This is a genomic window from Stieleria neptunia, assembly GCF_007754155.1.
In the GTDB taxonomy this organism is placed as follows: domain Bacteria; phylum Planctomycetota; class Planctomycetia; order Pirellulales; family Pirellulaceae; genus Stieleria; species Stieleria neptunia.
The window spans coordinates 5,729,283-5,756,066 of record NZ_CP037423.1 but is presented as its reverse complement, the minus strand read 5'-3'; the positions used below and the strand labels follow the sequence as shown (position 1 = coordinate 5,756,066).

23 protein-coding genes and 1 other RNA gene are annotated in these 26,784 nt (G+C 58.3%); 10 read left to right on the top strand and 14 right to left on the bottom strand.

The window, feature by feature from the left end:
* Positions 1-174 precede the first annotated feature (174 nt).
* From Enr13x_RS19960 to Enr13x_RS19940, 5 genes are all read right to left on the bottom strand, one after another.
* Positions 175-402: a hypothetical protein gene (locus Enr13x_RS19960; RefSeq protein WP_145388692.1), complete on the bottom strand. Its 228-nt coding sequence runs from the start codon at positions 400-402 to the stop codon at positions 175-177.
* Positions 403-531: 129 nt separating this feature from the next.
* Positions 532-1,614 (bottom strand): hypothetical protein, encoded by a 1,083-nt coding sequence (locus Enr13x_RS19955; RefSeq protein WP_145388691.1) that lies wholly within the window; start codon positions 1,612-1,614, stop codon positions 532-534.
* Between the two features lie 203 nt (positions 1,615-1,817).
* On the bottom strand, positions 1,818-3,017 hold the full coding sequence (locus Enr13x_RS19950; RefSeq protein WP_145388690.1) for an efflux RND transporter periplasmic adaptor subunit: 1,200 nt from the start codon (positions 3,015-3,017) through the stop codon (positions 1,818-1,820).
* A 2-nt stretch (positions 3,018-3,019) separates the two neighbouring features.
* Entirely contained in the window at positions 3,020-5,383 is a 2,364-nt protein-coding gene (locus Enr13x_RS19945) for an ABC transporter permease (RefSeq protein WP_145388689.1), read from the bottom strand.
* Between the two features lie 3 nt (positions 5,384-5,386).
* Positions 5,387-6,118 (bottom strand): ABC transporter ATP-binding protein, encoded by a 732-nt coding sequence (locus Enr13x_RS19940; RefSeq protein ID WP_145388688.1) that lies wholly within the window; start codon positions 6,116-6,118, stop codon positions 5,387-5,389.
* Between the two features lie 453 nt (positions 6,119-6,571).
* On the opposite strand from Enr13x_RS19940, the gene Enr13x_RS19935 reads away from it, so the two are divergent.
* On the top strand, positions 6,572-7,027 hold the full coding sequence (locus Enr13x_RS19935) for a c-type cytochrome (RefSeq protein ID WP_145388687.1): 456 nt from the start codon (positions 6,572-6,574) through the stop codon (positions 7,025-7,027).
* Positions 7,028-7,068: 41 nt separating this feature from the next.
* Here Enr13x_RS19935 and Enr13x_RS19930 read toward each other — a convergent pair whose 3' ends face one another.
* Positions 7,069-7,995 carry a helix-hairpin-helix domain-containing protein gene (locus Enr13x_RS19930; RefSeq protein ID WP_145388686.1) on the bottom strand — a complete coding sequence of 309 codons (927 nt, stop codon included), beginning with the start codon at positions 7,993-7,995 and terminating at the stop codon, positions 7,069-7,071.
* A gap of 171 nt (positions 7,996-8,166) precedes the next feature.
* Positions 8,167-8,631 (bottom strand): methyltransferase family protein, encoded by a 465-nt coding sequence (locus tag Enr13x_RS19925; protein ID WP_197455219.1) that lies wholly within the window; start codon positions 8,629-8,631, stop codon positions 8,167-8,169.
* Positions 8,632-8,790: 159 nt separating this feature from the next.
* On the opposite strand from Enr13x_RS19925, the gene Enr13x_RS39430 reads away from it, so the two are divergent.
* The 3 genes from Enr13x_RS39430 to Enr13x_RS19915 all read left to right on the top strand — a co-directional run bounded on the left by Enr13x_RS39430 (position 8,791) and on the right by Enr13x_RS19915 (position 11,825).
* Positions 8,791-8,919 carry a hypothetical protein gene (locus tag Enr13x_RS39430; RefSeq protein WP_261344140.1) on the top strand — a complete coding sequence of 43 codons (129 nt, stop codon included), beginning with the start codon at positions 8,791-8,793 and terminating at the stop codon, positions 8,917-8,919.
* A gap of 420 nt (positions 8,920-9,339) precedes the next feature.
* Positions 9,340-9,984 carry a flavodoxin domain-containing protein gene (locus Enr13x_RS19920; RefSeq protein ID WP_145388684.1) on the top strand — a complete coding sequence of 215 codons (645 nt, stop codon included), beginning with the start codon at positions 9,340-9,342 and terminating at the stop codon, positions 9,982-9,984.
* A gap of 215 nt (positions 9,985-10,199) precedes the next feature.
* Positions 10,200-11,825: a glutaredoxin family protein gene (locus Enr13x_RS19915; protein ID WP_145388683.1), complete on the top strand. Its 1,626-nt coding sequence runs from the start codon at positions 10,200-10,202 to the stop codon at positions 11,823-11,825.
* Positions 11,826-12,128: 303 nt separating this feature from the next.
* Here Enr13x_RS19915 and ssrA read toward each other — a convergent pair.
* From ssrA to Enr13x_RS19890, 6 genes are all read right to left on the bottom strand, one after another.
* Positions 12,129-12,501: a transfer-messenger RNA gene (ssrA, locus tag Enr13x_RS19910) on the bottom strand.
* Between the two features lie 850 nt (positions 12,502-13,351).
* Positions 13,352-15,598 (bottom strand): serine/threonine-protein kinase, encoded by a 2,247-nt coding sequence (locus Enr13x_RS19905; RefSeq protein WP_197455218.1) that lies wholly within the window; start codon positions 15,596-15,598, stop codon positions 13,352-13,354.
* On the bottom strand, positions 15,595-15,903 hold the full coding sequence (locus Enr13x_RS38100) for a hypothetical protein (RefSeq protein WP_197455217.1): 309 nt from the start codon (positions 15,901-15,903) through the stop codon (positions 15,595-15,597). The genes Enr13x_RS19905 and Enr13x_RS38100 overlap by 4 nt, the downstream gene beginning before the upstream one ends.
* Positions 15,904-16,172: 269 nt before the next feature.
* Positions 16,173-16,736 carry a sigma-70 family RNA polymerase sigma factor gene (locus Enr13x_RS19900; protein ID WP_145388681.1) on the bottom strand — a complete coding sequence of 188 codons (564 nt, stop codon included), beginning with the start codon at positions 16,734-16,736 and terminating at the stop codon, positions 16,173-16,175.
* Positions 16,737-16,843: 107 nt separating this feature from the next.
* A complete protein-coding gene (locus Enr13x_RS19895) occupies positions 16,844-17,452 on the bottom strand; it encodes a metallophosphoesterase family protein (protein WP_145388680.1) in 609 nt (202 codons plus the stop codon).
* Between the two features lie 188 nt (positions 17,453-17,640).
* On the bottom strand, positions 17,641-18,936 hold the full coding sequence (locus Enr13x_RS19890) for an outer membrane protein assembly factor BamB family protein (protein WP_231743657.1): 1,296 nt from the start codon (positions 18,934-18,936) through the stop codon (positions 17,641-17,643).
* A 162-nt stretch (positions 18,937-19,098) separates the two neighbouring features.
* Between Enr13x_RS19890 and Enr13x_RS19885 the strand changes: the two genes are divergently transcribed.
* Entirely contained in the window at positions 19,099-20,097 is a 999-nt protein-coding gene (locus tag Enr13x_RS19885) for a Gfo/Idh/MocA family protein (protein ID WP_145388679.1), read from the top strand.
* Positions 20,098-20,169: 72 nt separating this feature from the next.
* On the opposite strand, the gene Enr13x_RS19880 is transcribed toward Enr13x_RS19885, so the two are convergent.
* Positions 20,170-20,595 (bottom strand): YkgJ family cysteine cluster protein, encoded by a 426-nt coding sequence (locus tag Enr13x_RS19880; protein WP_145388678.1) that lies wholly within the window; start codon positions 20,593-20,595, stop codon positions 20,170-20,172.
* A gap of 435 nt (positions 20,596-21,030) precedes the next feature.
* Here Enr13x_RS19880 and Enr13x_RS19875 point away from each other — a divergent pair, with 435 nt between their 5' ends.
* From Enr13x_RS19875 to Enr13x_RS19855, 5 genes are all read left to right on the top strand, one after another.
* Positions 21,031-21,747: a ribonuclease HI gene (locus Enr13x_RS19875; protein WP_145388677.1), complete on the top strand. Its 717-nt coding sequence runs from the start codon at positions 21,031-21,033 to the stop codon at positions 21,745-21,747.
* A 168-nt stretch (positions 21,748-21,915) separates the two neighbouring features.
* Positions 21,916-24,165 (top strand): 1,4-alpha-glucan branching protein GlgB, encoded by a 2,250-nt coding sequence (glgB, locus tag Enr13x_RS19870; protein WP_145388676.1) that lies wholly within the window; start codon positions 21,916-21,918, stop codon positions 24,163-24,165.
* A 95-nt stretch (positions 24,166-24,260) separates the two neighbouring features.
* The gene (locus Enr13x_RS19865) at positions 24,261-24,680 is read left to right on the top strand and encodes a bifunctional nuclease family protein (protein WP_145388675.1); all 420 of its coding nucleotides are present in this window, start codon (positions 24,261-24,263) and stop codon (positions 24,678-24,680) included.
* 12 nt (positions 24,681-24,692) lie between these two features.
* Positions 24,693-25,550 (top strand): pantoate--beta-alanine ligase, encoded by an 858-nt coding sequence (gene panC / locus Enr13x_RS19860; RefSeq protein ID WP_145388674.1) that lies wholly within the window; start codon positions 24,693-24,695, stop codon positions 25,548-25,550.
* Between the two features lie 207 nt (positions 25,551-25,757).
* Positions 25,758-26,726: a UDP-glucuronic acid decarboxylase family protein gene (locus Enr13x_RS19855; protein ID WP_145388673.1), complete on the top strand. Its 969-nt coding sequence runs from the start codon at positions 25,758-25,760 to the stop codon at positions 26,724-26,726.
* The last annotated feature ends 58 nt before the right edge of the window (positions 26,727-26,784 follow it).

Genomic DNA, 26,784 nt, shown 5'->3' with positions numbered 1-26,784 from the left:
ATTGGCAACCACGGCTTGATTGGGGGAGAGGGGAGCCAGAAAAGATTGCCGGCTTATTTACGTAGACATCAATCCCTGCCTGGGAGGGTGTCTTTAGAGGTGTCGAGACAAATGCTGCCCAGAGCAAATGTTGCCCGGAGAGCGTGGGCACGTCTGGATCGCGGCGACGGAATCCTAATGCAGTTGGACGCCGCGTTGGACAGTCACGGTCCCGAACAGCTTGGCCAACTCCTGCTGCAGGTTCAAGATCTCGGTGTCGGAATCCGTTTCGACGGTCAGCTCATCGACCACCGTGCTCCCGCTTTTGATGGAGATGCGGTGCTCGGGGTGTTGCTGCAACGCAACCTTCTCGTCGAACTCGCCTGCATCGACGGGTGGATTGAAGATGAATCGTGTGGCCATGGGAGCTTCCAGTGTCTATGACGAAGCGGAACAGGGTCGCGAAACAGGGTCGCGATCCGAACATTCTAACGAGTCGCCAGCCATGGCTGGACGACTCGACGCAACCGGATCGTCGCGAACGCAGCCGGTTCAAATTTCGACGTGGGTCACGCCCGCGACTTCATCAAAGTGGCCAATTTTGAGTACCTGGCCTTTGGATCCGGGGAACTCCGCGACAAAGGCCGGGTCGCAGACCAACACCGGCGGCGACAGCGAGGTACCGATGGTGATGCCGATGGAAACCAGGTACGACGCGCCGATGGAGAACGCGACAAACCAAGGTAGCTGTCCCGCCGCCATGCGGATCAATTGATCTCGCTTGGCCCGCGAGAGTTCGTTTTCGACGCCGAATTGCTCGATCACATCATACCGCTGCAGGGGGTTGGTCAGCTCCAACATCTCATCAAAGGTGCACCCGGTCGTGCGATTCTTTTCAAAGGTCTTGGCCGCGCGCAAGGCGGTCTTGCGGCGTTGAAATTCCAGCTTGGCCTGATAGGCGTCGATCGCTTTTTGTCGCCGCTGGATCGCCCGATTGGCGATGGCCCGCGGCAGGGCAAAACTTGCGCGTGCCACTCGACGCATCACGTGCCGGGGACGGCGAAACAGGTACAACCGCCGATACTCCGTAAACACCTCCTCCTGAATCTTCGTGATCGCGGCCGTCAGACTTTCTCCGGACGTGAAGATCAATTCATCATCGACTTCGATGCACAGGGGTTTCAGGTAATAGACTTTGACGCCGGGCTGCTTTCCGGGACCGGCCAAAAACTCATCCAGGCGCGTTTGCACACAAGCGGGGACCGAGTCGGTGATTTTGTCAAAATGTTCTTGTTGCGTAACGGTGAAGAACAACTTGGTTTTGGGCAGCCGGATCGAAGCCTTGGTGAGTTCCAGTTCCCGGACTTCGGTGAATTGGCTGCGATGCTGTTGGACCACCGCCTCCCAACTGCTGTCTTTCGACGTCAAGATTCCCGACTGACGCAGCATCGTTTCGGCCATCTCCGTGCTGGCGTCCTTGGGCGGCACGAGGATCGGATCGCCGGTCCACGTTCCAAACGGTTCCAGTTCCTGATCCAACGTAAACGGCTGAGCTGTCCGCGGGTCGACCTTGGAGGGCCTCACCCGTGAAGCAGGCTTCGTCTTGACGTTCCCAAGCATACTTGTCGTTGCCATGCTGACTTCCCCTGTGACCGGTTCTTGAAAAGAAGAGAGGTGAACTCGTCGCGCTCGAACGCTTCGGACGCCGTTAAGCGGACCTCTCGATCAGGCACTCGTTGATCAGGCTTTGGCGGACACTGCATCAGGCGCGCGTGCCGACAAGTTCAGCCAGAATTTTACCGCGATTCTTGGCGTCAAATTCAAGAAACCTTTCAAAATCAGTCCAAAACGGTGACCGGGGTGCCGGGAGCGAGCTGGTCGCTGGGGTATTCGATCACGCGTTCTCCTTCCACCAACCCCGAAACGACTTGGCCCTGAGACTCGTTTTGAATCCCGATCTCGACCCTTCGCAGTTCGGCGGCGCCGTTTTGCACGACCAGCACGTGCCATTGTTGTTCGTAGCGAAACAGGGCGTTGTTGGGGATCAACAGGGCTTTGTCGAGCTGGTTGATCGTGATCCGAGCCTCGATCCGATAGCCGTCGCCCAGCGAAGCGATCCGCTGGGGCGGTTCGTTAAAATCGGCGATCACGTTGACGCGTTGCTCCTCCACACCGAGCGACGAAATCTTGGTGAACGCCCCCGGTTCAACGACGCGAACGCTACCTTTCAGTGGAGACTCGCCACCCCAATGTTCGATCGTGACGTCCGCGCCGGTTCGAATCTTGACCGCGTCGGTCGACAACACGTCGATCTCCATTTCCAAGTTGCGAGGATCCCCCAGTTCGATCAACGGGGTTCCAACCGTGACCACCGTGGAGCTTTTCTCCATCACGCGTAGGACCCGACCGTCGATGGGGGAAGAGATTTCGAAGGGGGACACCTGCACCTCGGCGTCCTCTTGTTCGAACTGGTTCAGAGCCGCCTGGGCCATTTTGAGTTCAAATCGTGAGATCTCGGCTTCGAAGGACGCGGTTTCGATCGCTTGTTTGTCCGCCAGCATCTGAGACTCGGCGATGTCGTATTCGTCCTGCGACATTCCCCTTTGGGGCAGCAGCCGTTTGGCGCGATCGAATTTCGTTTGGCTCAAGCCGAAATCGATCCTGGCTTGTTGCTCCCTCGAATCGGCTCGCAACACCGCGGCCTCGGCGGCTTGTACCCGGGCATGGGTTTCGGCCAACGAACGTTGATCCAGCAACGCGGGGTCACTGGGCAAGATCACCGCCAGCAGCCGATCGACACTGATGTAGTCGCCTTCGCGAAGTTCGATGCGTGACAAACGGCCCGAGACCGGCGCAGACACCGTGTACTTTTCGCGAATCCGCGTCTTGCCGTCCTCGACCACCGACACCCGCAACGGCCCGACGGCGACGGGAGTCGCACGGACGGCAACGGGGCTGGGAAAAAGTGCGGCGATGGCGACCATGACGAGCGCGATCACCAGAATTCCCCAGAGCAAAGTCTTCAGCGAAAATCGCACCACTAGTCCCTTGTTTTGAGCACGCTGATCAGATCCAAACGCTTCACGCGTCGTTGCACCAACAGCGCCGAAAGGATCGTCGCCACCACGACGACCGACGAGGCCAACAGCAACGTGTTTCGGCTGATCACCAACGGAATCCGGTAGTTGTCGGTATCCAATCCTGCGGTCGTCACCGCCGCCAAACCGTACCCGATCAGGCAGCCCAGCGGGATCGCCAACGCGGTAAAAATGATGATCTCTCCCAACAGCACGGTGGACACCTCGCGATTGGTAAACCCGATGACACGCATCGTCGCCAAGTCGCGCTGCCGCTCGGACAACGATATTTTTGCGGTATTGTAGACCACACCGATCGCGATCACCGCCGCGAACATCACGATGAAGGACCGCATGACCAAGATGTTCTCGGCGACGGTTTGTTCAAAACTTTGCATCATCGCGTCCTTGATCGTGACACTGCCCACCCCCGGGCGTTCTTCCAGCTCGGCGAACACCGCGTCGATGCGATTCGGATCGACCTTTAAAAACACCCCCGAAGCGACATTGGATTCCAACAGCACCTCGTGAAGACGGCTCTTGTTCATGTAGGCATTGATTCCCGCAAACTCCTCGACGATCGCCGAAACCTCTAACGTCAGCGTCGGACGCTTGCCTTCCAGCACTTCGACAATCACTTCATCACCGATCTGGGCACCCAAGACCTCTGAGAGTTTGCGGTTGAGCATGATTCCGAAATCGGGCACTCGAACCTGCCGCTCGTCCGCGTCCAGCAAACGATACAGCTGGGGGTTGGGCAGAATTCCCATGATGCCGATCCGCCGCGACCGGTTCTGAAACCGAATGCGGGTGGCGACACTTCGCATCGTTTCACTCTCCAAGACCCCATCCAGATTCTGCACTTCGTACATCACCGATTCGGTTGCCGGTTCCACAAAGGTGACGGTTAAGTCCTGGCGCTGAGCGAGGCGGAACTGGAACTCCATCATGTAATTCATCGCGTCGAGCGAAAAATTGCCGAGCACCATCACGGCGACGGCCATCGCGATCCCGACGACCGAGAGCGCCGCACGGACCGGTCGCCGAGTCAAATTGCGGAGGACCATCCGCATCTCCGGTGCCAAAAACCGCTTGGGAACCAAACGCTCGACCCACGACGTTCGGAAGCTCGGCGGTGCTTCGGGCCGCATCGCTTCGGCCGGCGGCAACGTGACCGCCGATCGCACCGACAGAAACGTTCCTACCACCGCCGCAGCACTGGTCATCAAGAACGCGGCGCCGACGGCAGGCCAATTGATCAGAAACGTCAACGACGGAAATTTGTAAAACTCCTCGTACATGCCCATCATGTTGGCGCCCATCCAAAATCCGATCAACGAACCGGCTACGCTGCCGCCCACGGTGATCACGAACACCAGATTCAGGTAATGGGCGCCGACTTCGAAATCAGAATACCCGAACGCTTTCAGGGCGGCGATCTGCTCGCGTTGTTGCGTGATGATGCGGGAGACTGCGATGTTGAGCAGAAAGGCCGCAACGCCCAAAAAAATCGCCGGTGCCATCACCGCCATGCCGCGAAGCTGTGACAACTCATCCGACAAATACCGGTGCGACAATTGCTCGTCCCGGTCGTACGCGCCGACGCTGCCGTAGGGTTTCAACAAGCGGTCCAGTTCGTCGATCACGCGCGGCGTTTCGTGACCGAGCGCCAAGCGGACGGTGACGCTGTTGAAGGCGCCCGTCATGTCGAAGGCGGCTTCCAAGTCGCGCCGGCCGATCCAAAAGATGCCGAATCGTTTGTCGTCCGGCAAAATGCTGCCGGGCTGAACTTGGATGACGTATTCCGGCGACAAGGCGATCCCGACGATCTTCATCACCTGGGTCTTGCCGTTGACGATCGCGCGGACCTGGTCGCCGGGCACGAACCCGTGCGCCGCGGCAAACACCTCCGAGACGACGACTTCGCCACTGCGCAACGGTTCGATCATTCGCCCGCGGCGGATGTAGACCCGATTCAACTCGCTTTGACCGCGATCGGGCACGCTGATCAAACGAGCGGTGGCCGGTTCGGACATCCCGGCGACATCCAACAAGACGTCGTAGACCAGACGCGTTTCAACGGCGGCGACCCCCTCGATGTCGCGCAGTCGGGGCAACAGGGCGTCGGGAGTTCGGTGCGTCGACGAAAAGACATCCGCAAACCGATAGTCGCGGTAGAACGCGTCTTTGGTCGCCGTCAACGATCGATAAGCACACATCGACATCACAAAGGTGGCGACCCCGGCGGCAATGACCAGCACGATCGCCGCCGCCTGACCACGCAGTTGATACAGGTCTCGCAACAGTTTGCGGTCCAGCTTTCGCATCGCTCACCACCTCAGGTCTTGAGCCGCGATCTTGGTCGAGTTGGTCTCGATCCCGGCGATGTGACCGTCCGACAACAGGATCACCCGGTCGGCCATTTTGGCGATCTCCGCATTGTGGGTAATCACCGCGGTCGTCGTCCCCAATTGTCGATTGATCTGCCCGATCGCTTGCAACACGACGACGCCCGTTTGCACGTCCAACGCGCCTGTCGGTTCGTCACACAGCAACACTCTCGGGTTCTTTGCGATCGCCCGGGCAATCGCGACGCGCTGTTGTTCGCCCCCGGAAAGCTGAGCGGGAAAGTGGTCGGCGCGAGGCTTAAGCCCGACCAGATCCAACGCCTCCATCGCCTCCATCGGTGAAGCGGCGATCTCGGTGATCAATTCAACGTTTTCACGAGCGGTCAAACTGGGGATCAGATTGTAAAACTGGAACACAAATCCGACGTTGTCGCGGCGGTACTGTGTCAGCTGGGAGCCATCGCTGGCGGTCAATTCGTGATCCAGGTAGTGAACCGTACCGGACGTGGGCGAGTCCAATCCGCCCAAGATGTTCAGCAACGTCGACTTGCCGCTGCCCGATGCCCCCAACAGCACGACGAACTCGCCTTCGTAAAGTTCCAAGCTGACCCCGCGCAGCGCGTGCACTTCCACTTCGCCCATCTGATAGATCTTGGTGATGTCGACGGCGTGAAACACGCTGGTTTGACTGCCCTGGGCCTTCGATGCGTTCATAGTTTGTGCTAAGGGCCGCGTTATGATTGAGAAATGCCACCGGCCGAAAAAGTAGCCGCACCTGCAAAGTCGCCATCGCCGATCCAATCGATTCGTTTCGGTTGCGGGTGTGATGGCACTCGCATTCGCAGTACGCGTTCGCCATCGAGCCGAGGGTGGACGCACCTTTTTATAACGGATCCGCCAATAGGGAATCGACACGGATCGTGCGGTTGGGATCAACCGACCGTCAGCGATCGGGATGGGGTGCAAGACAGTCTGGTGCCGCGCATGACGTTGGTCATTTAGCAACGGTTCGGCCTCCGATCCTGAGCGGTAACGCACATTGTCACTCAAAGTGTGCGTCACCGGCCTCGCGTTGGGTGAGAATGCAGGACTTCCCAGTTGGCACAACGCTTGCGTTTGTTGTTTGATCGTTGCGGTTTTAGCTCCCTTCCCAATGAAGACCGATCGATGATCAAGTCATTCAAAACTGCGTTGTGCGTGCTTATGTTGTCGGCGCTGGTGGGATGCGCGCCGGATCCCAAGTCTGGCTGGGGGTTTACGCTGCCCGAAGGTGATGCCGAGCGCGGAAAAGCCACGTTTGTGGCGTTGCAATGCAACGCGTGTCATACCGTCGACGGGGTGGAGTTGGACGCCGACGTTTCGGAAGACGTCACGACGGTCGCGTTGGGCGGCAAAAAAGGATACGTGGTGACTTACGGAGACCTCGTGACCTCCATCATCAACCCGTCGCACCGATTCGCACTCGGTTACCAATCCGACGAGATTCAAGAGGGCGAGGTTTCCAAGATGCGGTCGTACAACGACGAAATGACGGTGACGCAGTTAGCGGATCTGGTCACGTTCTTGCAGCAGCATTACCAAGTGGAAATCTACGTGCCGACGCCGTTCGTGCCGTATTATTAATCGGCTGGGAGCCTCTCCCACTTTTTTCGGTCAATGTTTCGTCACTGCGGGTTCCTCAAATAGATTTCGCGGCACTCGTCTTCGCGGCCTCGAATGATACGACACCCGTGTAGTTTCCCGAACTGGGACGTGATCACCGTCCAGCGGCCGTGTTGTTGGTCGTCGTCTCGGTAGATCACCACCCAATCCTTCGTCGTATTTAATTCGTGCGCGCGTGCGGAGTTGGAATACAAGGCGGTGTAGTGGCGGTCGTCTCGCTGGGTATGCAAGATCGGCAACCAAGCCACGCCGCCGGGATTGAATTTGGTGGGCGCGACTTTGGGCAGTTTGTCTTCCCCTGCCTTGCGACGGTACTCGGCGTCGACATCCAGAATCTCGGCAACTGGTATCGAACGATCTGTTTGCGGATACAGGGGCGTCATCGGACTGGGGTTTCGTCGCAAACGTTCCGCCAACACCTCTTCAATCGCGGAGGCACGTTTTCGACCAATCCCGGGAACTTGACCGAGTTTGCCGTGGATCGCCGCGCTATACAGTTCGGGCAGGGTCTCCACGTGTAGCGCGTCATAGATTCGATGGGCCAACTCGGGCCCGATCGTGGGCAACGTCGTAAAAATCTTTTCCGCAGTCGCCTCGCCACGCAACCGATCCAGCAACGGAACGCGACCGGTTCTCAGATATTGGTCGATCAAACTGGCGATCGATTGCCCGACCGTCTCGATTCGAATCAAGCCCTCGATTCCGTGCTTCTGGTCAATCCAACGCACGGGGGTTTGAAGATTCAACAAAGTGCCGGCCGCCTTGCGGTAAGCCGACACACGGAACTCGCTGGCGTGTTGTGATTCCAGCAAGCTGGCGATCTCACCGAGATGATTTGCGATCCGCCTGTTTTCGTCTAACCCGACGCGTCGCCGTTCGGCCGGATCGTCGAGGGCCGCAATCGAAGATGAAGACTCCGCGTTATCCATGACACACCGCCTGCAGTTTCGTGGTCCTAGGATCGTCACCAGAAAACACCGTCGGGACTGATCGATTATACACCAGCAGACCACGTGCCGGTGGAGTCGAGATCGCTTGGGATCGGATGCGGCCGTCAGATCGATTGCCAACTGCCTTGCAATCAGCCTTTCTTCCTTCGGTTACCAGCGAATCGGAAACAGCCGCCCGACCCGCTGCTGATAAGCGTGGTACCCCTCAAAGCGGTCCCGCATCGATTGTTCCTCATGCTTCGCTTTGGCATACAGAACCACCAGCAGCGCGACCCAGCCGACGACCCGCCACCACAGCAACGGGGTCCACAGCAACGCAGCGGTAAACCACAACAACCCCGCATACATCGGGTGACGGACGATTCCGTACGGCCCGTCGGTCAGCAACTCCGTTTCGTCGGTCGTCGTCGGATGGATCCGAATCTTCCGCCATCCCACTTTCGCCCACGCCCAAACCGCCAGCGCGATCCCCGGCGCGGCGATCACCAACGCCGCAACGGGCAGCGGCGACCAGCGGGCCGACAAAACCAGTGTGGCGGCGAGCACAAACTGTGCAACAATCAGGAACGCGAGCAATCGACCGGTCTCGTGGACGGAGTGTGCGAAAATGGCCAACACGCGGCAAACGCGCGACGATGTTGCACGATGTTACGGTCAATCGGAACAGGGCGAAATTGGCACAGAAGATGCATTCTGCAAATTCCCGGCGTCGTGTCAAAGCGTTCGGGATGCCTGGATCCGAGTACCCCGGTCTTCAAACCCCAAGGCAAAACGATGAGCCGCATCAATTGGAAGGACTCACCCCATGAGAAGATCTTTTGGATTTCGGTGATCGTGATCGCGATCATGTCGCTTTTGATCTTCGCCAAAACGGTGGCGGGAACGCTCACCGCGATGTTCTAACGTCTGAACGGCCTATTGATTGAAAGATGCATGCGTGAGCTAGGGGCCACGCGGCGCAGCTCGTTTTTGCGTTCCGGCCAAGCCTGAATACCATCGATATTGACACCGAATGAGTCAGCGGCACGGCGCGAGCGGGCTGTCGTTTTTGTGAGCCGCGCGCCCGTAAGCGGCCGGGCACTGCGACGCTGCCCGAGGCCTTACGGCCAGCGGCTCACCATTGACTCAGCAGATCCCGACTCAATCGACAGCCCGCGAGCCCTCCGGTTTCGGCTCGAAAGACCGGAGGGCTCGCGCCCTGCCGCTAACAAAACAACACCCCGTTTGGCGTCACGAGAAAAGGCATGGGGTTCATGCCAACGCCTTGGTTCGGAACATCGATAAAATCAACAAGCCGGTGATGCGCCGGCAAGGACAGACTGAATGCGCGCTCTGATTCTCTTTGCGACTGACGAAGGCCAAACCGAAAAGATCGCCCGTCACATCTCTCAACGACTGACCGAGCAAGGCATTGCAACGGACCGGCACAACATTGCGGTCGATCCCAATCGGCCGATTGCGTTGGATGCCTACGACGCGGTCATCGTCGGCTCCCCGATCCACTACTCCCATTACGACGTCCGTCTGGCGGAGTATCTCAAACAGTTTCGCGACCTCTTGCACGAAATGCCATCGGCGTTTTTTTCGGTCAGCCTGGGCATCATGAGCGAAGACGACAGCGAACAGGATGAAGTGCGAAAGATCACCGCAGCCTACTTACACGAGACCGATTGGAATCCCCTGTTGACGATTCATTTCGCCGGCGCGTTGACCTATTCCAAGTACAACTGGCTGAAACGAAAACTGATGCAGTGGGTCGCCAAGAAAGAGGGCGGTCCGACCGACACGCGTTTCGATTATGAGTTCACCAATTGGAAGCAGGTCGACTTGTTTGTCGATCAGTTTGTGGAGTTCATTCAGCGCTGTAAGCAGCCCGACGAAGAGTACGCGCATCGCACGATGTATTCCAAACCGGTGCGTCGGTACTCGGTCGCCAACCTGCGCGCCAAAGCTGAAGAGTCAGCCTGAGCCTGTGACGATTCGAAGCACGCCATTGGTATGCTGCGTGCACTGATCGCAAGGCGGTCGTGCGGTTTTTGAAGTCACCCTCCTGGCAGGAGGGTCGAGCGCAGCGAGGGGAGGTCGAACGATGAATCGTGACCTTCAACGTCTTCGATAAAGACACAAGCTTCGTCCTGAAAGTAGGCGACCGATTTCCAACACGCATCATGGGCCGAGCAACCATGGCTTTCCGAATTGCGCTACTGGGTTTTCTGTTCTTGTCGTCCGCATCGCTGACTTGGGTACGCGCCGACGACCGCCCGCCCGATGAGACGACGAATCGAATCCGCATCGATGTGTTCGTCCGCAGCGACCGCGAATCCGCCGAAACCGTTCAGGCGTATTGCGATCAACTGAAACAGCGAATCAACGGGTTGGACATTCAAATTCATGATGTGCTTCATGAAAAAACGCAACTGCTTCGGCTGTACAAACTGTCCAAACAAGCGGGCCGAGAAAAACCGTTGCTGCCGGCGTTCTACACCTGTGACCGGATGTACTTTGGCTTCGACGATGCGACCCGAACGGGCCCGCAGATCGAACAACTTTTCACCGCCAACCTCTACACGCGTACCACTTGCCCCAAATGCAAAAAACTGAAAGCGTTTCTGCCGACCTTGCAACAACGCTGGCCGGCGATCCGATTCGCGATCCATGATGTCGATCGATCTGCGGCGGCTCGGTCGCAGTGGGAAACACTGTGCCGTAAGGCCGGAAGCCCGCCGGGATTGCCGACGATTGATTTTGCCCGACGCATCCTGATCGGCTACCAAGGCGACGAAATCACGGGTGCACAACTGGACCAGTTGATCAGGGACGTCTCGGGGATGAAACCATCAAAGCCGTTGAGCCGGAATCAGCAGCGTGGCGTAAGCTTCCAACTTGCGATGTTGACGATGCCCAAGCTGGAAGCTTACGCCACTTTCTTGCTGGTCGCTCAAGTGACGACGCCGGAGGTTTCCGTCGATGACATTCCGATCGACCTGTTGGAACTCCCCGATGAAGCCACTCCGTCGCAGTCCGGTGAAAGCGAAACGCCGCTGGAGGTGGTGACGAGCGACACGATCGATGTTCCGATGCTGGGGCCGCTAAACGCTTCAGAACTCGGCATGCCCTTGTTTACGTTGGCGATCGGTTTGGTCGACGGGTTCAATCCCTGCGCCATGTGGGTGCTGGTGTTTCTGCTCTCGGTGCTGGTCAACATCAAAGACCGCCGCAAGATTTTGCTGATCGCGGGGACGTTCGTCTTCATCAGCGGGTTAGCCTATTTCGCGTTCATGGCAGCCTGGCTGAATATCTTCCTGTTGATCGGAATCGCGAGACCGGTGCAAATTGCATTGGGCTTGCTGGCGCTGTTCATCGGCGTGATCAACGTCAAGGACTTTTTTGCGTTCAAGCAAGGGCTTTCGTTGTCGATCCCCGAATCGAGCAAGCCTAAGTTGTACCGTCGTGTACGCGAGATCGTCAGCGCCAAGTATCTGACGGTGGCCTTGACCGGTGCGGTGGTTCTGGCGGTCATCGTCAACATGATCGAACTGTTGTGCACGGCCGGGCTGCCGGCACTGTACACTCAAGTGCTGACGATCCAGGATTACCCCGCCTGGAAGAACTATGCGTTTTTGGCGGTGTATATCGTGGCGTACATGCTGGACGATACGCTGCTGGTCACGGTGGTCGTCGTGACGCTCTCGCACCGCAAACTGCAGGAGCGTGAGGGACGGTGGCTAAAACTGCTCAGCGGTGCCGTGATCTTGCTGCTCGGATTGGTCATGCTCCTTCGTCCTTCCTGGTTACAACTCGGGTCGTAATCTCAACACGCGACAACCCCAAGCACGACCATCCAGCGCCCGGCATTTTCCAACGTCTTGCGCGATCCCCGAGTGCTCTGCCGGACGACGTACGATTGCGACAACAGCGTCGATTCGACGCTGATCATTACCGTCCTGTTGCCCTAGCTCCAACGTGTCGTGCTCCGCGCGCCGAGCAATGGGATCGACATGTTTCGCCATCCATCGCACGCACGCACGCACGCACGCACAAGACAGCGATCGTCCAATGGGATGTCTGTGTACGAAAAAAGCTGCTTTCGAAAATTCGAAAGCAGCTCTTTGTGATGGAGGCGGAGGGAATTGAACCCTCGTCCCGCGATGCGTCCACGACGGTGTCTACGTGTGTAGTCCTGCGGTTATGAGCCGAAACTCGCTTCGCTTACCACGGCGCTGCTGGACAAACTACGTGGCTCGCTAGCTCGAATCTTGTTTAACCCACCGCGTCTCGAGCAGGACGGTGGGCGATCCAGAATTGTGACGGACTTTCAGGCGACTCTGGCAGCCCCCATCAGTCCGGGCAGCCTGTAATTAGGCAGCCAATTGGAGATTTTCATCTGCAATTAAAAATTGTGATCAGCTTTTTACGTGGCCAACTGATCAACCACGACACGCGACCATACGCTTCCAATCATCCGGTCGAATCCAAGTCGCCCCCCTGACTGGTCGGTCACCGCCAACTCACTAAAAAAATTGCAGCTTGTCGGCGGAAAACGATGCGTCGGAAGTGACACGCGATCACTCCCGAGGTTCACTCCATCTTAACACGCCGCCGAGTTCGGGCAAGAGATTGGCAGAACGATGGGGGCAGAATGATGACCGGAGGCCGGCTCGCGGCGAATCAATGGGCGTGCGAAAAAGTTTTTATTTTCGATGTCAACGTCGTAACATTTGGTCGCCGCCTCCGCTCGGTGAAGTGAACTGCCAGCCTTGGAGCCCATCCCAACGGTTTTCCGACCGATTCCGACCCCGTAAAAATGAGACCCGCTGATGAATCGCCTTCATCCATTCGTATTGCTTGTCGCTGTCTCCGTTCTCGGGTCCGGCTTGATCGCCGGGGGTGATGCATGCGCCGGCGGTAACAGCGGCTGGGGCTGGGCCAAACCCATGAACAAACGGATGGGGGCGTTCTACACAAGCAACAAAAACGCAAACTTCAGCCGCCAGCGTTCCAAGCCATCGAGCGGGTCCAGCTACCACCGCCGGCTCCCGACGGCGACTCCATTTCGCCCGGCGGCACCAGCCAACGTGCCGCAACGTCACCTTCCCCAAGTCGCCGTGCCGGCCTCGGCGACGCCAGTCATCGCTGCGGAGACGCGTACCCTGCAGAAACGCCCCGTCGCAATTTGGTCGGCTGTGCCGCAGCCCGCATCGTCCCGTTTTAGTACCCCGCCGCAAAACACGCTGCCTAGCCCGGTGACAACCTCGGCCACAAATCCACCGCGCCCCGGTCGGGACCATCCCTTGCCCCACCTATCAACCAGCAACAGTTTTTGGCAGTAGCCCGGCTAGTAGATCGGGTTGTGATAAATGTCATGCCACAGCACAGCGACAAAAACTTTGCCGTCTGACCAATAGCTGCCGAGGCTACGCGGATAAAACCCGTCCGATCGTTTGGCGGACCGCATTTCCCAAAACTCCGGCGCGGTGAGTCCGACGGACAACTCCCAGTGTCGCGGCGTATTGTTTTCACAAAAGACGGCGGCAAACCTTGCCTCGGGAGTTCCGCTGTTCAATTGAAAGTATTCCAGACGCCAATCGTCTTGACGGTGCAGTGCAACGCGTTGGACCAATTGCTCCAACGTCAGCTGCCCGTACGCATGATTGGCGAGGCCGGGACGATGCTTGGTTAGCAAATGAGTGTTCGTCTCTCCGTTGGACTCAACGACAGAAATCGAGAGCGGATATTTCGAGCTGTTCTGAAGCCCGCTGATCACTTGCCGAATCGGACGTTGACCGTGATTCCGCGTTTCCCAATTGCCCATCGAACGCTTCCAAAGTTTGATGCCTTCGCATTCCCACGGCTTTCGGCCGGGGAAGGGGATTGTCAGTCTCCAGTAAACACCGTGGGTTCCTCTCATCTGTTGATAATCCTTCCCTGCCTCGCGATCATCTTTGACGAAATTGGCTTGCCACTGCGGAGTGTTTCGCTGGGTGATGGCGACCGCATCAAAGGTTGGATCTGTCGATCCGGAACGCAACCCGATCCCAATAGGAACTGCGTCATCGAGTCCACTGAGCCATTGTTCCAAACTCGAACGGCTGGCCCCCAGCAGCACCGCGGAGGCGAGCACCTCGGGATCGCGACCTTCCCGCACCGAGTCCATCGTCGGGTTCTCATCTTGAATCGGCGGCTCTGATTGAACCAGCAGCCCCGACTCCAACGTGTCAGTTGAAGCCGCACCTGCCAACGGATCGGCATCCGACTTGTTCGATTCAGCGGACGTCCCGCTTGAAGTCGTCCATGAACCTGAATTCCAACTGTCAATTTTGGCGATCGCCAACGCCGAGATGGCAAAGCCCACCGCGAGGACTCCGACCACACCTGGCACGCGTTTACGTGTTCCACGGGAAGCCCCGCTCGTCTTGATTTGCGGACTAACCTGAGCGTCTGAGCGATCGTGTTCCGCGAGGATCGGTGGAGCCGCCGTGGACGTTCTCGGCGTCGCATTCGATGCGTGCATGGGCGGTGCGAAATGCGTTCGCAAGGCATTCGCGACGTCCAACCCGTTTTGAAAACGATCCTCCGGTTTTTTCGCGTGCAGGCGGGAAACGACATCGACCAACCACGAAGGGACTTCCGGAATCAGCTCTTGTATCGCACGAGGCTGTTCTTCGGTCAGGCGTTTCATGACGGCCAGCGAGTGCGCCGCCCGAAACGGCGGGCGTCCGGTCAACATGACGTACAAGACACTGCCCAAACTGAACAAATCGCTGCGCTGGTCAATGGTCTGTCCCCGTGCCTGCTCGGGCGACATGTACATCGGCGTCCCTGCAATCATTCCACTCCGGGTCAGACTCGCATCGTCGACGGCTCGCGCAAGTCCAAAATCCGTAATTTTGGCCTGATCGCTGCCGCGTTGCAGCAGGATATTGGCGGGTTTGATGTCACGATGCAACAGATTGCGATCATGGGCCGCGGCCAGTCCTTCGGCGATCTGAGCGCCCCACCTGCAGACATCCGCAATCTCTAGCGGTCCGCTCTGGGCCACATACTGTTGCAGAGAAGGACCGTCGATGAATTCCATCGTCAAATAAGGAAACGGGCCACTTTCGACCGAATAAACATTGACGATTGAACTGTGTTGCAAGGACGCCGCCGCGCGCGCCTCACGCAAAAATCGCTTCCGCGCCGGCGAGGTGGCCGTCAGCTCGGGCGCCATCACTTTCAATGCGACGATGCGATGCAGTTTTTCGTCAAACGCTTTAAAAACGATTCCGTTGCCACCGCGACCGAGCAGCTGTAACGCTTCAAAGGTGCCGATGCGTCCGATCGAATCTTGACGCGTGGGGCTGTCGAAGAAGGGAAAATCCGGATGTTTGCCGCCATCGGTTTGCACTGTCGTTGTCTCGGTTGGCATCGTCAGGCTGATCGGTAGGTCGAGGAATCCGCTCGCCTGCCGATGTGCCGAAAGTAGCGATTCGACCGACCGGCGCAGGGCTGCATCGTCGCGGCAAGCACGGTCAAGCATCTCGCGCCGTTGCCGTTCGTCATCGATCTCCAGGGCCGCATCAAAGAGTTCAAATTCGTTCATTCTTTGACGCGGTTGCAGGTGAATTGCCAGTTGTTCCCTGACTGATCGGTCAGGATTCCAGTCCACCGTCCGTATCGCTCGTACGTCAGCCGCGCCGTGCCTTTCATCCCTTTGCGCCATTCACCGGACCGATCGACGGCGCGAAAATCAGTGAATTCAAGACGCGTCTTTTTTCCCCTGGGAAAATTCTTGCCCACCTGCTTATTGAGTTCCGCGTCGGTGGGGGTGTGCTTTTGAAAGACGATTCGATCGGAAATACGATATTGCCCTTTTAACGTCGTCGAGGGACCCGTTTTCGAGACCATGGTGAACCGCCAAATTGCACCATCAATAAAATCGCCTCCCTGACCCCAGGCGGCATTGCAGGAGCAAAGTCCGCCGATCCAGACGAGTAAAAAGAACGCAACCCATTTTGGCCGGAATCCCCCGACTCGCATTTGCATTGTAAACATCGCAACCATTCATCCCGAGGAAGTCGTTCGTCCGCAGGCCAATCAGCCTTTCATTTGATAGTGCGAGAAAACCATGTCATGCTTGCCAAGCAATTCACCTTTTTTTCCTGATTGAATTGTTTTCAAAGTTCGGCTTGATCTGGATGCAGTTCGCGATAGAGCCAAGCGCGGGCATAGGTCCAGATTCGACTTGCCGCACGAGGTGAAATCCCCAACGCCTCGGCCGTCTCGGTCAAGGAAAACCCGGCAAAATATCGCATTTCGACGAATGCGGCGGCTTGCCGGTTTTCATTCGATAGTTTTACCAACGCTTCATCAATCGCCAGAAGTTCCTGGGGCCGATCGGGGCGAGCCATCTCCACCAGCTCCTCTCGGCGACTCCCTCCGCCATGTTTGATCGAGTTCTTGCGCCGCGCGTTGTCGACCAAAATGCGACGAATCGCGCGTGCGGCGGCACCGAAGAAGTGCCCGCGGCTATTCCATCTCGCGTCCGCCTCGCCACCCAAAAGCCGCAAGTAGGCTTCGTGGACCAATGCGGTCGGCTGCAGGGTTTGTCCAGCCGATTCGTGGGCGAGTAAGCCTCGGGCCAATTGACGCAATTCGTCATAGACCAAGGGCAGCAATTGATCACCCGCGTCCGGATCTCCGGATTCGATGCGATCAAGAATTTCCGTCACGTCAGACATCGCGTCTCTCTGGCGAATTCGGCTACTGTTCCAAGAGAGCAGTGTCACGCGATCTGTCAAAATTCGCGGTGACCGCCACCGCGGTCTCATGACCGACAAACCCCTCGTCAATCGAAATCAATTTCCAACGTCACGCCTCGCGGGCCGGCGTTGAGCACCAGGCTTTGCTCCAGCGTGACCTGCTTTTCCCAGTCGTCGTGGATGTGACCGCAGACCACCAATCGCGGACGTTTGGTCAGCACGCAATCGCGTATCGACTGGCTGCCACGGACTCTTCGGCCGCTGTCGCGATCGACCGTATCCAGCGGCGGTGAATGCACGACCAACACGCCGCCCTGCTCGCAACCGCTGAGTAGCTCGGTGGCTTGTGTTTCGTCAAAATCATACGACCAATCGCCGAACGGCGTCACCGGGATACCGCCCCCGACGCCCCAAAACGGAACGCCCCCGACCTCGCAACCTTCGCCGTGCAGAACCGTCGCCGACGTCCAGCCCTCGGTGGCACTGCGGAGCTCTTCCACGGTCTCTCCGTTGCCGGGCACCAGAATCGAAGGTTTCTCGATGTCCGCCAGAATCTCCAGCGTATCGGGGAGACCTTCGTGACGATTGGCAAAATCCCCGGCGCCGATCACGACATCAACCTCTTCGGCAAGCCGGACCAGGTTTCGCGCCGCTTCTCGATTGCGGTGAAGATCGCTAAAGCAGAGAAATTTCATGAGTCCTTCGGAAACGAGGAAATGACGAAGAAGCGTGTTGTGTTTCAGTTTAACACTTTCTACTTACGCTGAAAATTCATGTCACCCCAACCAGCGCATCCGCCGCGGCAGAGTAGGGCATGCTGTGCATGCCAGTCACGCACAGCGTGACCTACTAATCGTCAACGCAAGCTGGAAGCTTACGCCACTCACGGCCCGATGGCGATCAGGTATTCCTGGCGACGACCGGATTCGTTGATGCCGGTGCGGACGTAGAGTCGGTTTTCGACGGCGACCGGCGTGGCAAAGATCGAGTCACCGGTTTGGATTTCGGCCAGGGACTCGAACCGATCCGGAAAGGCTTGAAACAGAAACACTTCGCCGCGTTGGGTCGCGACAATCACGTGGCCATTGGCCAAGAGGGGCGAAGCGCTGATTCCGCCGCCGAACAGACGCGTCTTCCACATCTCTTTGCCATCTTGCGTCCGCCAACAGTACGCCACGCCATTGTCCGCGACGGCGAACAGAAAGTTTTTGATCGCCAACAGAGACTGTTCGTAGCACATCACACGATTGCTCCACATCAGTCGCTGTGTGCCATCGGCGGCAACACACCAGGTCCCCGCGTCTGGATTGCCTCCGCTGACCATGACGTGCCGATCGTCCCAGACCACCGTCCCGCAGATCGCTTCGGTCGTCGTCCGGACCTGCCAGAGCAAGCGTCCTTTCAACGGATCGTAGGCCGCAAACGTTTCCGCCCCGGCGATCAACAGCTGTCGCTCTCCCGCGATCGTCGTCACAATCGGCGACGCAAAGTTCAAGTTTGCCGGCCGCTCAATTTTCCACACTCGTTCTCCGCTGGCGCGATCCAACGCATAAATCCCGCTCTCTTTGCCGTCGTACTCGGCCGCCACGATCACCAGGTCGCCTTCGATGATCGGGCTGGCACCGTACCCGAATTGAAAACTGGACGGTTTGAATTCACAGACACGCTTCCGCCAAAGCTGGCTGCCGTCGGTCGACAGCGCCGTCAGCACAATCGCATCGTCGGTGTGGAACGAGGCGAACAATCGCTCGCCGTCATAGGCCATCGACGGAGACGCGTGCGAGTTGTTGGGATGGATGCGAGCAGGAAGCGTGCCGCGGTGCAGCACCATTTCCCGCCGCAGCTTTCCCGATCCCGCTTCGAGTTCCAAAACCGATTGCGTGCCGGCGTCGACGTCCGCCGTGGTCAAAAAAATCGCGTCACCGACAAAAATGGGTGTCGAATGCCCGCGGCCGGGCAATTTGGTCTTCCAGGCGATACCTTCCCCCGTCCGCAGATCCCAGTGACGCGGCAAAACGACGTCGTCCGCAGCGTGATTGTCCGAAGTCGGGCCGCGCCATTGCGGCCACGGTCCCGCCTCGGGGGCCTGCGCCAAACCGACCGCGCCGGCCGATAGGCTGAGCCAGAGGGTTGCGATCAAGCAGAGACGATTCGTCGGTGGGTTGGAATGTTTCATCATAGAACTGTAGAAGCGAAACGGAATCAATGATAGGTTTCCACGCATCGGCCTGGTCACTTGTTCGTCGCGTCCACTCGTCGGTTCGATTCCGGCGACTGACTCGACGGAGACGAACCAGGTACAATGGCCCGAAAACTTACTTCGAATAGGACAACAGAGCGTATGCGTGCGGGAATCGTCGGCGTGGGGTTTATGGGCTGGATTCACTATCTGGCCTACCAGCGAAGTGATCAAGCTGACTTGGTCGCTTTCTGCAGTCGAAACGAAGCAAAACGCGGCGGCGACTGGACGGGGATCAAGGGTAACTTTGGGCCTCCCGGCGAGCAAATCGATGTTTCCGACATGGGCGTCTACGAATCACTCGACGCGATGCTGACCGATGATTCGATCGATTTGATTGACATCTGCTTGCCGCCAAGTTTGCACGCCGAAGCGATCGAAAAATCAATCGCCGCCGGAAAGAAAGTACTGTGCGAGAAACCGTTGGCGCTCGCCGCCGAGGATGCGCGGCGGCTGGCACAACTCGGCGCCCCCGGCGATGTAATGGTCGCCCACGTGCTGCCGTTCATGCCGGAATTCGGACTGTTGGTCGACGCGGCACATGACGGTCGATTCGGACGACCGATCGCGGGACGATTCAAACGCACCATCTCGCCGCCGGATTGGATTCCAGATTTTTACGATCCGACCAGCGTCGGCGGACCGCTGATCGATCTGCACGTTCACGACGCGCACCTGATTCGCGTCTTGTTCGGAATGCCCGACTCGGTGGAAAGCAGTTGCATCCGCAACGACTCGGTGCCGAAGTTCTACGAAACGCTGTTCCGCTATGCCGACGGGCGACCGGTCTCGGCCGGCGGCGGTGTCATCGATTCTCCGGCGCGGGGGTTCACGCACGGCTACGAAGTCTCCTTCGAACGGGCGACGATCCAGTTTGAATTCGCCGCGTATGCCGATGAAACCACCGCGACGATCCCGCTGGTGATCCTTCACCAAGACGGACGCGTCGAACGCCCCGATCTGGGCGACGGTGATCCGATCGCCAGCTTTGTCAAAGAACTCGATGCGGCGGCCGAATCGATTCGCAGCGGTGAAGTGTCGCCGTTGCTCGATGGCAATCTGGCCGCCGACGCCATTCAAATCTGCCAGTGGCAAGTTTAGGCGGACAATCAGTGGGATAGGCTTCCAGCCTGTCGTCTCGTGAAACGCAAGCTGGAAGCTCACGCCACTGCGCTACACGCGTTTCTGCTTGCGCTGCACTTCGATTTCTTCGAACGTGTACAGTTTGCCTTTGCCGGCGCCGGGGCACTCTTCGCAGGTCTCGCGCCAGGCTTTCTTGGTCTCGATCGTCGAATCCCAGAACGGCCAGGTTCGGCATTGGATCGGGCGGGCTTGGTAAACCAAGCAGGTCCGTTGCTGGGGGTCGAGCAAGATGCAGTCGCCGTCGGGATATTCACGCAAACTCTTCTGGGAACCGACGCGGCGGACGAACTGGGATTCGAATGCGTCGACCGACAAACTCATCGCATCGGCCATCGCATCGATCTCGTCTTGTTCGACCCAAACATAGCCCGGATCGCCACTGCAACACGCTCCGCACTGCGTGCATTCGAATCGCAAACCTTCGTGGTACCAGGGACGTTGCGTGTTGCGTGGCATGATGATTGGGACGAGCAAAGAGTTTCGCGATGCGGTCGTGCGAGAGGCAGGGGAGGGCGGCCGGAAGACGCTTCGAGCCGCAAAGGGCACCGATTGTAGCGAATGGTAGCGTCCTGACAGCGGCCTTCAATCGGCGCAAGCAAAATCTACTGGACAAACTTTGGCGACGCGGCAAAGTTTGACGAGTCCACTCTTGCACGACGAGAGTGCCTGCCCCTCCCAATCCTGCGGGCAACTCTCGTCGTCGCACTCGATGGAATGGATCACTGGTCAGGCGGCCCGGATGCCGAGTCACTCGCAGATGTCACGCGAGTTCGTTTTCTTCCCGAAGCATCGTCAATGGAGCTGCGTGCCGTGAAGCTGTCATTCCCAATGGACCCCGTCGGCCCTTCGCTGATGACGCAAAACCGAGCCCTCCATAATCCACCAATTGCCGTGCCCTCCTCTGGACTCCCCTCCCACCAGAACCCGGCCATTGAAACGGATTACCTGCTCGTTTGCGAAGCCTACTCGCGCTCGCTCACCGATGGACGGTGGCGATTCACACTCGAAGCGGCCGACGGGGAATTGATCTTAGACGCCGAAGACCAGGAACTCGGCGACCTGAACCGGCTGACGTTGTTGGCCGCCGTTCGCGGACTGGAATCGCTGGAAGGCCCCAGCGCCGTGACGCTGTTGAGCAACAATCGTTACCTGATTCGTTCGCTTTCCAACTCGCTGCCCCGCTGGCGTCAAAACAACTTTCGCTGGGAACACTTCGGCCGGCGGATCGAGGTACAGCACGCCGATCTGTGGCGCCGGATCGATCGCACCCTGGCGATCCATCGCGTCCAAGCCTGCCTGGTCAGCTCCTGTCTGGTCAGCCACGGGCACAACGATCTCGGCCAGGCCGCCGATTTCGATCCAACCACTCGGGCGACCTCAGCGGAATTGCCGCAGCAACCGTCGTCGGCCGGTTCCTCCCACTACCGCGTCGACACACCGCCCAACCGCCCGCGTCTTGGCAGCCCCCCCTCGACCGCTGGCAGCACCGTGCCGGCCCCCAGCCGACGGTTGCGTCGGCTGATCAACGGCGACGCGGCCGCCCCCCAAACACCATCCAAACTCCGCCGCCGCGGACGGTTTACCGCCGCTGACCTGGAATCCGAATAAATCGGGACGTTCCGCCGTCCGCACGCTTCGCGGTCGTCAGACGCCCCCGACTGAGCATTTTTTTCGCGGCTCCGCAGAGATTTCGCGGCTCCGCCGTTTCATGACTCCGCAATGGATTTTGCGAGTCGCCTGTCAAATTTGACCCTTTTGGACCCACCGTTTTTCGACATGCACACACAGATTTCCCTCACCGATCTCGGACGACTCGTTGACGGTCATTTGGAGAATCCTTCGTCAATCCTCGGCCCGCACACGGTCGACTACCGCGGCACGAAGGCGACGGCCGTCCGCAGTTTTTTGCCAGATGCCCAGGCGGCTTGGGTCGTCGATCACCCCACCGGAAAGCGTCGTCCGATGCGTAAACTGCATCCAGCGGGGTTTTTTGAGGCAATCTGCTCAGGCACGGTCGACGCCGCCGCGATCGGGCATAATGATGAGGACACATCCTCGACGCACTCAAGTTATCGAATTCAAATGGCTGACAAAACTGGCAAACTCATCGAGACGCACGATCCCTACGCGGTGCCTTCGATTCTGACCGATTTCGATCGCTACCTGCTCGGCGAAGGAAAATTCTATCGGCTCTTCGACGCACTCGGCGCCCAGCTGCGCAGCGTCGACGACATCGACGGCGTCAATTTCGCCGTTTGGGCACCCAACGCCCGAATCGTCCAGGTGGTCGGTGATTTCAACGGCTGGGACGGACGTGGCCACGTCGCCAAGTTGGACATGTCGGTCGGGATCTGGGAATTGTTCATCCCGGGTGCCAAGGCCGGCCAGAAATACAAATTCCGGATCTTGGACCAGCACGGTCAATGGATCGACAAGACCGACCCGGTCGGGTTCGCCGCCGAATTGCCGCCGTTGACCGCATCGATCATCACGGACTTGGACAAGCACAGTTGGAACGACGACGCTTGGATGGAGCGGCGTGCGGCGACCGATCCGATGCACGCCCCGATGAATGTTTACGAGTGCCACTTGGGGAGCTGGCAAAAGGGTCCCGGCCGCACGCACGGTTGGCTGGACTATCGTGACTTGGCGCACCGTCTGGTCGATTATTGCCACCGGATGAACTTCACCCACGTCGAATTGTTGCCCGTCACCGAGCACCCCTTCACCGGATCGTGGGGCTACCAGACGGTCGGCTACTTCGCACCGACCAGCCGGCACGGAAGCCCCGAAGACTTCATGTACTTTGTCGATTACCTGCACCAACACGATGTCGGTGTGCTGGTCGATTGGGTTCCGGCGCACTTCCCCAAAGACGCGCACGGGCTGCGGCGCTTCGATGGTTCGGCGCTGTATGAACACGAAGACCCACGCCAGGGCGAACACCCGGACTGGGGCACGATGATCTTCAACTTCGGTCGTAACGAAGTTCGCAACTTCCTGGTCGCCAACGCGATCTTCTGGTTGGAGAAATACCACATCGACGGTTTGCGAGTCGACGCGGTCGCTTCGATGCTGTACCTGGATTACAGCCGCGAAGACGGCGGCTGGATCCCGAACCAGTACGGCGGTCGCGAAAACTTGGAAGCGATTGATTTTCTCCGCGAGTTCAACGTGGCCGTCCACGAACATCATCCCGGTGCGGTGACGATCGCCGAAGAATCGACGGCATGGCCCGGCGTTTCACGGCCTGTCTATGACGGCGGACTCGGTTTCACCTACAAGTGGAACATGGGCTGGATGAACGACACGCTGACCTACATGCAGAAGGAACCGATTCATCGCGGGCATCACCAGAACGATCTGACGTTCAGCATGATCTACGCCTTTACCGAAAACTTCATGCTGCCGCTCTCGCACGATGAAGTCGTTCACGGCAAAGGATCCCTGATCAGCCAGATGCCCGGTGACGTGTGGCAGAAATTTGCCAACTTGCGGTTGCTCTACTCCTACATGTGGACGCACCCGGGCAAGAAACTGTTGTTCATGGGCGGCGAACTGGCACAGTGGAATGAATGGAACCACGACGACGGCCCCGATTGGTTGCTGTTGGATTTCGAATCCCATCGCGGCGTGCAGAATCTGGTTTCGGATCTCAACAAACTGGTGATCGAAAACCCGGCGTTGCACCAATTGGATTTCACCGGCGACGGTTTTGAATGGGTCGACTGCATGAATTGGCAGGAAAGCACCCTGGTCTTCCTGCGCAAGGGCCTGGCGGGGACCGAGCCGATTTTGATCTGCTGCAATTTCACCCCGGTGGTACGGCCCAATTACCGGGTCGGCGTTCCCAAGGGCGGTTTTTGGAAAGAGATTTTCAATAGCGACAGCGAACGGTATGGCGGCTCGAACGTCGGCAACTATCCCGGAGCGAAATCGACCGGCGATGGCCACCACGGACGCAGCGACAGCATCCTTGTCAACATGCCACCGCTGGGTGTCACGATGTTCCGCCTGGAAAAATAGCACGCCGTCGCATCGTGTCCGTGGTCGCGATCGGTGGTAAACTTTGAACCAGCGTAACGTTTCACGATCTTCCAGTCCCATTCTGGTCCGCCGCGATGCCGGTTCAAATGCAACTTGCTCGGATCATCATTTCCGAGCTGACCGAAAGCCAAGTCATCTATTTGCGCGAGATCGATGGGGAGCGCGAGTTCCCCATCTTGATCGGCATTTTCGAAGCGACCAACATCGACCGACGCGTCAAAGAAGACGGCTATCAACCGCCCCGACCGCTGACCCATGACTTGGTCGTGCGAACGGCCGAAGCGCTCGGCGCGTCGATCCATAGCGTCGTGATCAGCGACCTGAGCAATCAAACGTATTTCGCACAACTGCGTCTGGAGACCGAAGAGGGCGAGATGATCGAAATCGATTCCCGCCCCAGTGACGCCATCGCCGTCGCCGTCACCTTCTCGCCGCCATTGCCGATCTTTGTCGCCGAGCATGTGCTTGCCGAAGCGACCTCGAGCATGCCTTAACCGACCAGCGACATGCAGATTCTAAGAACGACCGAACAGGCCACGGAGCTTGTTTGGCAATGGCGCCGCCGCGATGCAACGGTCGGTTTGGTGCCGACGATGGGGGCATTGCATGAAGGCCATCTTTCGCTGGCGCGGACCAGCGTCGGTCGGTGCGATCAGACCGTCGCCACGATCTTCGTCAACCCGACCCAATTCGCACCCCACGAAGACCTGAACAACTATCCTCGCACGCTCGACACCGACCTGGAAGGGTTGCGCCGAGAAGGCGTGTCCGCCGTGTTTGTTCCCGAATCGGACGAAATCTACCCGCCGGGATTCAGCACAGCGGTCCAGCCGCCCAGTGTCGCCCGATCACTCGAAGGCGAGTTCCGACCGACGCACTTTCAAGGCGTCGCCACGATCGTGCTGAAACTGTTTCACATCCTGCCGACCACACACGCGTTTTTTGGCCAGAAAGACTATCAGCAACTGTGTGTGATCCGGGCGATGGTCCGTGATCTGAATGTCTCGATCGAGATTGTCGCCTGTCCGACCGTCCGCGAAACCGATGGACTGGCCATGAGCAGCCGGAATCGTTATCTGAACCCCGCCCAACGAATCCGAGCGCTGCGACTTTCCGCGGCGCTCAATGCTGCCGAGCACGCGGTCCGCGACGGACAACGCGATACGATCGAAATCGAACAAATCATGCAGTCGACGTTGTCGGCCGACGGACCTGAACAGGGCGTCGACTCGATCGATTACGCCACATTGGTCGACGCACAAACCCTGCAACCGATCCGGCAGATCCATGAACGAGCCGTCGCGCTGATCGCGGCCAAAGTCGGCTCGACGCGATTGATCGACAACCGACTGATCGATCCTTAACGGAAGATCAGGTCGCGTTTTGCCGGTCACGACGCCTGCGATTTTGACGTAGCGGCCGAACGCAACGAATGCACCGTGAGCGCGGTCGTGCGGAGACCAAGCTTTCGATACGATGACGGTCCAAGTGCAGCGGCCGTTCCCATCGTTCATTCTTTCACCGAGAGAGTGGACGAGCGAGTGATTCTTAACGCCTTACCCATCCGACACATGATTCAACGCATTCTTGTCACCGGCGGTGCCGGATTTTTGGGCTCCTACCTCTGCGAACGTCTGGTCGAACAGGGCCACGATGTCATCTGTCTGGACAATTTTTTTACCAGCCAGAAGACCAACGTCGCTCATTTGCTCGATTGCCCGAATTTCGAACTGATTCGGCACGACATCACCAACCCGGTGTTTTTGGAAGTCGATCAGATTTACAACTTGGCCTGCCCGGCCGCTCCCGGGCATTACCAGTACAACCCCATCAAAACGATGAAGACCAGCGTGATGGGTTCGATCAACATGCTGGGCATCGCCAAACGCTGTGGCGCACGGATCTTGCAAGCCAGCACCAGCGAAGTCTACGGCGACCCCGAAGTCCATCCGCAGGTGGAATCGTATCGCGGCAGCGTCAACCCGATCGGAATTCGTGCCTGTTATGACGAAGGCAAACGTGCGGCCGAAACACTGTTCATGGATTACCACCGCAGCAACGGGGTCGATGTCCGCATCGTGCGAATTTTCAACACCTACGGCCCCCGCATGCACCCCTTTGACGGGCGCGTCGTTTCGAACTTCATTCGTCAAGCGTTGGCCGGCGAAGACATCACGATCTTCGGCGACGGCTCTCAAACGCGGTCGTTTTGTTTTCGAGACGACCTGGTCAACGCGATCATCGCCATGATGAGCCACAACGATTTCATCGGACCGGTCAACATCGGCAATCCGGACGAATTCACGATTCGCGAATTGGCCGAACAGGTGATCGAGATTTCCGGATCGGCGAGCAAGTTGATTCAAAAACCACTGCCGGCAGACGATCCGACCCGTCGGCGGCCCGACATTTCGCTGGCCAAGAAAGAACTCGGCTGGGAACCCAAGATCAAGCTCGCCGATGGATTGCGACAAACGATCGACTGGTTCAAATCGATCGACCTGAGCGACTACCGTCCGCCGACACCGAACTACGTGTGAGCGACCGGCAGAATTCAGAACGTGGGATAGGCTTCCAGCCTGTCGATGCGCTGTGCAA

What these genes read in the sequence shown, in the direction of transcription:
- panC (WP_145388674.1), top strand. Translation starts at nt 24,693, where the DNA reads ATGCAGATTCTAAGAACGACCGAACAGGCCACGGAGCTTGTTTGGCAA.
- Enr13x_RS19895 (WP_145388680.1), bottom strand. Translation starts at nt 17,452, where the DNA reads ATGAAATTTCTCTGCTTTAGCGATCTTCACCGCAATCGAGAAGCGGCG.
- Enr13x_RS38100 (WP_197455217.1), bottom strand. Translation starts at nt 15,903, where the DNA reads ATGGTCTCGAAAACGGGTCCCTCGACGACGTTAAAAGGGCAATATCGT.
- glgB (WP_145388676.1), top strand. Translation starts at nt 21,916, where the DNA reads ATGCACACACAGATTTCCCTCACCGATCTCGGACGACTCGTTGACGGT.
- Enr13x_RS19915 (WP_145388683.1), top strand. Translation starts at nt 10,200, where the DNA reads ATGGCTTTCCGAATTGCGCTACTGGGTTTTCTGTTCTTGTCGTCCGCA.
- Enr13x_RS19885 (WP_145388679.1), top strand. Translation starts at nt 19,099, where the DNA reads ATGCGTGCGGGAATCGTCGGCGTGGGGTTTATGGGCTGGATTCACTAT.
- Enr13x_RS19880 (WP_145388678.1), bottom strand. Translation starts at nt 20,595, where the DNA reads ATGCCACGCAACACGCAACGTCCCTGGTACCACGAAGGTTTGCGATTC.
- Enr13x_RS19955 (WP_145388691.1), bottom strand. Translation starts at nt 1,614, where the DNA reads ATGGCAACGACAAGTATGCTTGGGAACGTCAAGACGAAGCCTGCTTCA.
- Enr13x_RS19940 (WP_145388688.1), bottom strand. Translation starts at nt 6,118, where the DNA reads ATGAACGCATCGAAGGCCCAGGGCAGTCAAACCAGCGTGTTTCACGCC.
- Enr13x_RS19945 (WP_145388689.1), bottom strand. Translation starts at nt 5,383, where the DNA reads ATGCGAAAGCTGGACCGCAAACTGTTGCGAGACCTGTATCAACTGCGT.
- Enr13x_RS19890 (WP_231743657.1), bottom strand. Translation starts at nt 18,936, where the DNA reads ATGATGAAACATTCCAACCCACCGACGAATCGTCTCTGCTTGATCGCA.
- Enr13x_RS39430 (WP_261344140.1), top strand. Translation starts at nt 8,791, where the DNA reads ATGAGCCGCATCAATTGGAAGGACTCACCCCATGAGAAGATCTTTTGG.
- Enr13x_RS19905 (WP_197455218.1), bottom strand. Translation starts at nt 15,598, where the DNA reads ATGAACGAATTTGAACTCTTTGATGCGGCCCTGGAGATCGATGACGAA.
- Enr13x_RS19865 (WP_145388675.1), top strand. Translation starts at nt 24,261, where the DNA reads ATGCCGGTTCAAATGCAACTTGCTCGGATCATCATTTCCGAGCTGACC.
- Enr13x_RS19920 (WP_145388684.1), top strand. Translation starts at nt 9,340, where the DNA reads ATGCGCGCTCTGATTCTCTTTGCGACTGACGAAGGCCAAACCGAAAAG.
- Enr13x_RS19930 (WP_145388686.1), bottom strand. Translation starts at nt 7,995, where the DNA reads ATGGATAACGCGGAGTCTTCATCTTCGATTGCGGCCCTCGACGATCCG.
- Enr13x_RS19935 (WP_145388687.1), top strand. Translation starts at nt 6,572, where the DNA reads ATGATCAAGTCATTCAAAACTGCGTTGTGCGTGCTTATGTTGTCGGCG.
- Enr13x_RS19855 (WP_145388673.1), top strand. Translation starts at nt 25,758, where the DNA reads ATGATTCAACGCATTCTTGTCACCGGCGGTGCCGGATTTTTGGGCTCC.
- Enr13x_RS19900 (WP_145388681.1), bottom strand. Translation starts at nt 16,736, where the DNA reads ATGTCTGACGTGACGGAAATTCTTGATCGCATCGAATCCGGAGATCCG.
- Enr13x_RS19960 (WP_145388692.1), bottom strand. Translation starts at nt 402, where the DNA reads ATGGCCACACGATTCATCTTCAATCCACCCGTCGATGCAGGCGAGTTC.